This window comes from Mesorhizobium sp. M7A.F.Ca.AU.001.01.1.1 (assembly GCF_004022735.1).
Taxonomy (GTDB): Bacteria; Pseudomonadota; Alphaproteobacteria; order Rhizobiales; family Rhizobiaceae; genus Mesorhizobium; species Mesorhizobium ciceri.
Window position 1 is genome coordinate 1 of sequence record NZ_RZPF01000814.1, and the last position, 2,672, is coordinate 2,672.

At 62.2% G+C, this 2,672-nt stretch carries 4 protein-coding genes; 1 reads left to right on the plus strand and 3 read right to left on the minus strand.

What is annotated here, in order from left to right; translation table 11 throughout:
* From EN884_RS32260 to EN884_RS32270, 3 genes are all read right to left on the minus strand, one after another.
* Positions 1 to 451: hypothetical protein (locus EN884_RS32260; RefSeq protein ID WP_164895295.1), on the minus strand; the 451-nt coding region annotated here is incomplete at its 3' end.
* A 244-nt stretch (positions 452 to 695) separates the two neighbouring features.
* Positions 696 to 1,151 carry a Crp/Fnr family transcriptional regulator gene (locus tag EN884_RS32265; protein WP_013528897.1) on the minus strand — a complete coding sequence of 152 codons (456 nt, stop codon included), beginning with the start codon at positions 1,149 to 1,151 and terminating at the stop codon, positions 696 to 698.
* A gap of 121 nt (positions 1,152 to 1,272) precedes the next feature.
* Complete coding sequence (locus tag EN884_RS32270) at positions 1,273 to 1,956, minus strand: response regulator transcription factor (protein WP_013528898.1); 684 nt, start codon at positions 1,954 to 1,956, stop codon at positions 1,273 to 1,275.
* A gap of 144 nt (positions 1,957 to 2,100) precedes the next feature.
* On the opposite strand from EN884_RS32270, the gene EN884_RS32275 reads away from it, so the two are divergent.
* On the plus strand, positions 2,101 to 2,637 hold the full coding sequence (locus EN884_RS32275; protein WP_181172690.1) for a L,D-transpeptidase: 537 nt from the start codon (positions 2,101 to 2,103) through the stop codon (positions 2,635 to 2,637).
* The last annotated feature ends 35 nt before the right edge of the window (positions 2,638 to 2,672 follow it).

Consider the following 2,672-nt stretch of genomic DNA (forward strand, 5'->3'; position numbering starts at 1 on the left):
GGCTAGGCTCCAGCCGATGATCGAAAGGCAGCCGCTTGCCGGCAAGGCGTTCGATGAGGCGATGGTAGCGCCAGGCATTGTGCCCGGGTCGTGCTTCAGGCCTTTGGCCCAGGCGCCAGGAAAGGGCGAAAGCCGGAAAGTTTGCCTCATAGGCAATGCCGCGGCCGAGCAGTGATGCCGAGGCCTGAAGCAGCCAACGCGCCGAGATGCGGAAATCGACGACGGCCAATCGCCCCTTGCCCTTGCTGTGACCGGCGATCAGGCGCGCCAGCGGCGTCCGCACATTGATCGCATCGACCAAATGGCCGGCATGGCGATTGAGGCTATGTTCAAGGGATGACGACCGGGTGGTTCCGTAGACGATGAAACTATCGGGGAATGCCGTTCTGGCGGCGCGCAATGCCGGAATCCGGATCAGTCCGTCGCCGAACGCGTCATTGCGGGAATACAAGATAATGGTCTCGTACCGCCCTGATGGCATGGCTCGCTCCCCCCAGGAGCCTGGTGGTGATGGCGCCTGCTGCGCCGGCCGCCTTCGAGGTGCTTTAGGATTTCACCTCTTGCCTGTCAACGGAGCCTTGCCGCTGGATCCGGGCGTCCGGACGGCCGCAGTGCGCCACGACCAGTTCATCGCTGTCGTTGAAAACACTTCTCCCTTCGGCTGCGAAGCCAGCAGCTTCGTGGGTACGCTAGATTTAGCCGGAGAAGCGCGGCGCCAGTTCCTCGATGCGGCGGATCATCGCCTGAAATTCCTCCGAGATGCGCTGGTGCAGCTTGACCGCGATCTCGGGATATTCCTCCAGGATGCGGCGGAACATCTTGCGGCTGAGGCGCATCACTTCCGAATCGATCTCGGCCGAGGCGCTGGTCAACCGGTTGGTGTCGGCGATCAATGCCAGTTCGCTCAGGATCGTGCCGGGGTCTGCCGTGCCAATCGGGATGCGTTCACCATTCTGCTCCCGGTAGAGCACGATGCGCCCGCTGACAACGATATAGGCGGAATCGGCCTCGTCGTCCTCGCGATAGAGCTTGTGGTTGGCAATCAGCCTGGTGTTCTCGGCGCCAAAGGCGAGCAGGCGCAGTTGTTCCTGCGTGAAGCCCTCGAAGAGCCTCACGGCGGACAGAACGCGGATGTCGTCATCCAGCGCCATCTAGCTATGTCCCCGAACCGACAGTCCGACTCCTCCTCTGCGAGTTCGATCCAAACCACCCTCCAACTGGATCGTACCCGAAAGCGGCCCCGCCCGGCCGCTCATTGGATAATGAAAATGTTTAAGGAACCAGCTTGTAGCCGCCGCTTTCTGTCACAAGAATTTCCGCATTGGAAGGATCGCGCTCGATCTTCTGGCGCAGCCGGTAGACATGGGTTTCCAGCGTGTGCGTGGTGACGCCGGAATTGTAGCCCCACACCTCCTCGAGCAGCACGTCGCGCGTCACCACCTTCTGGTCGGCGCGATAGAGATATTTGATGATCGAGGCCTCCTTCTCCGTCAGCCGCACCTTGCCGCCGCGCGGGTCGAGCAGCAGTTTCTGGCTGGGCTTGAAAGTATAGGGCCCGACCGAGAAGGTGGCATCCTCGCTCTGCTCATGCTGGCGCAACTGCGCCCGAATGCGCGCCAGCAGCACGGCGAAGCGGAACGGCTTCGTCACATAGTCGTTGGCGCCGGCCTCGAGACCAAGAATCGTATCCGAATCGGTGTCGTGACCGGTCAGCATGATGATGGGCGCCTTGTAGCCGCCCTTGCGCAGGATCTTCACCGCTTCGCGGCCATCCATGTCGGGCAGCCCGACATCCATGATGAGCAGATCGATGAGGCCGCCGCGCGCTGCGGCGACACCTTTTGCCGCAGTCGATTCCTGCAGCACGTCGAATTCCTCGTAAAGGGATAATTGCTCGACCAGCGTGCCGCGCAGGTCGTCATCGTCGTCGACGATCAGTATGGTGCGTGAAGTCATGGATCAATCCGTTGTTTTGAAAAGAAAATTCAGTTGACCGCTGCCTGTTTATGCGGAAGCTGACCGGCGTAACAGCCGTTCACAGTGATTTGTTCCGTGGCACGATCATACAAGAAAAAACACGATCGCAATGCAGCCGGCGCAATTTTGCGAAAAGGGCTGCGTGTGCTGACCGTGCGGGCGAGGCCTGGGCATCCAAGCCAGGGCCTGCTGCAGGCCGGGAAAACGGTGTTTGCCTGTGCGCTGGGGCGCGGCGGCATCTCGGCCGACAAGCGCGAAGGCGACGGCGCCACGCCGCTGGCCGCGATGCGGATCCTGTCGGGGTATTTCCGGGGGGATCAGTTCTCCAGCGGCCGCAGGACCCGGCTGGCGATGACGCCGATCGGGCCCGATCTGGGCTGGTGCGAAGTGCCTGACGACCGCAACTACAACAGGCCGGTCAGGATTCCCTATGGCGCCAGCCACGAACGCATGCGGCGCGACGACAGGCTCTACGATGCCTGCCTGGTGCTCGACTGGAACCTGTCGCCGCGCCGGCGCGGGCGCGGCAGCGCCATCTTCTTCCATCTGGCGCGCCCCGGCTTCACGCCGACGCAAGGCTGCGTGGCTGTCACGGCGCAAACCATGGCGCGGCTGCTGCCGCTGCTGTCGGACCGGACGGTGGTGAGGGTGGTAAGATAGTAAGATAGTAAGATAGTAGGGGAGTAGGGGAGTAG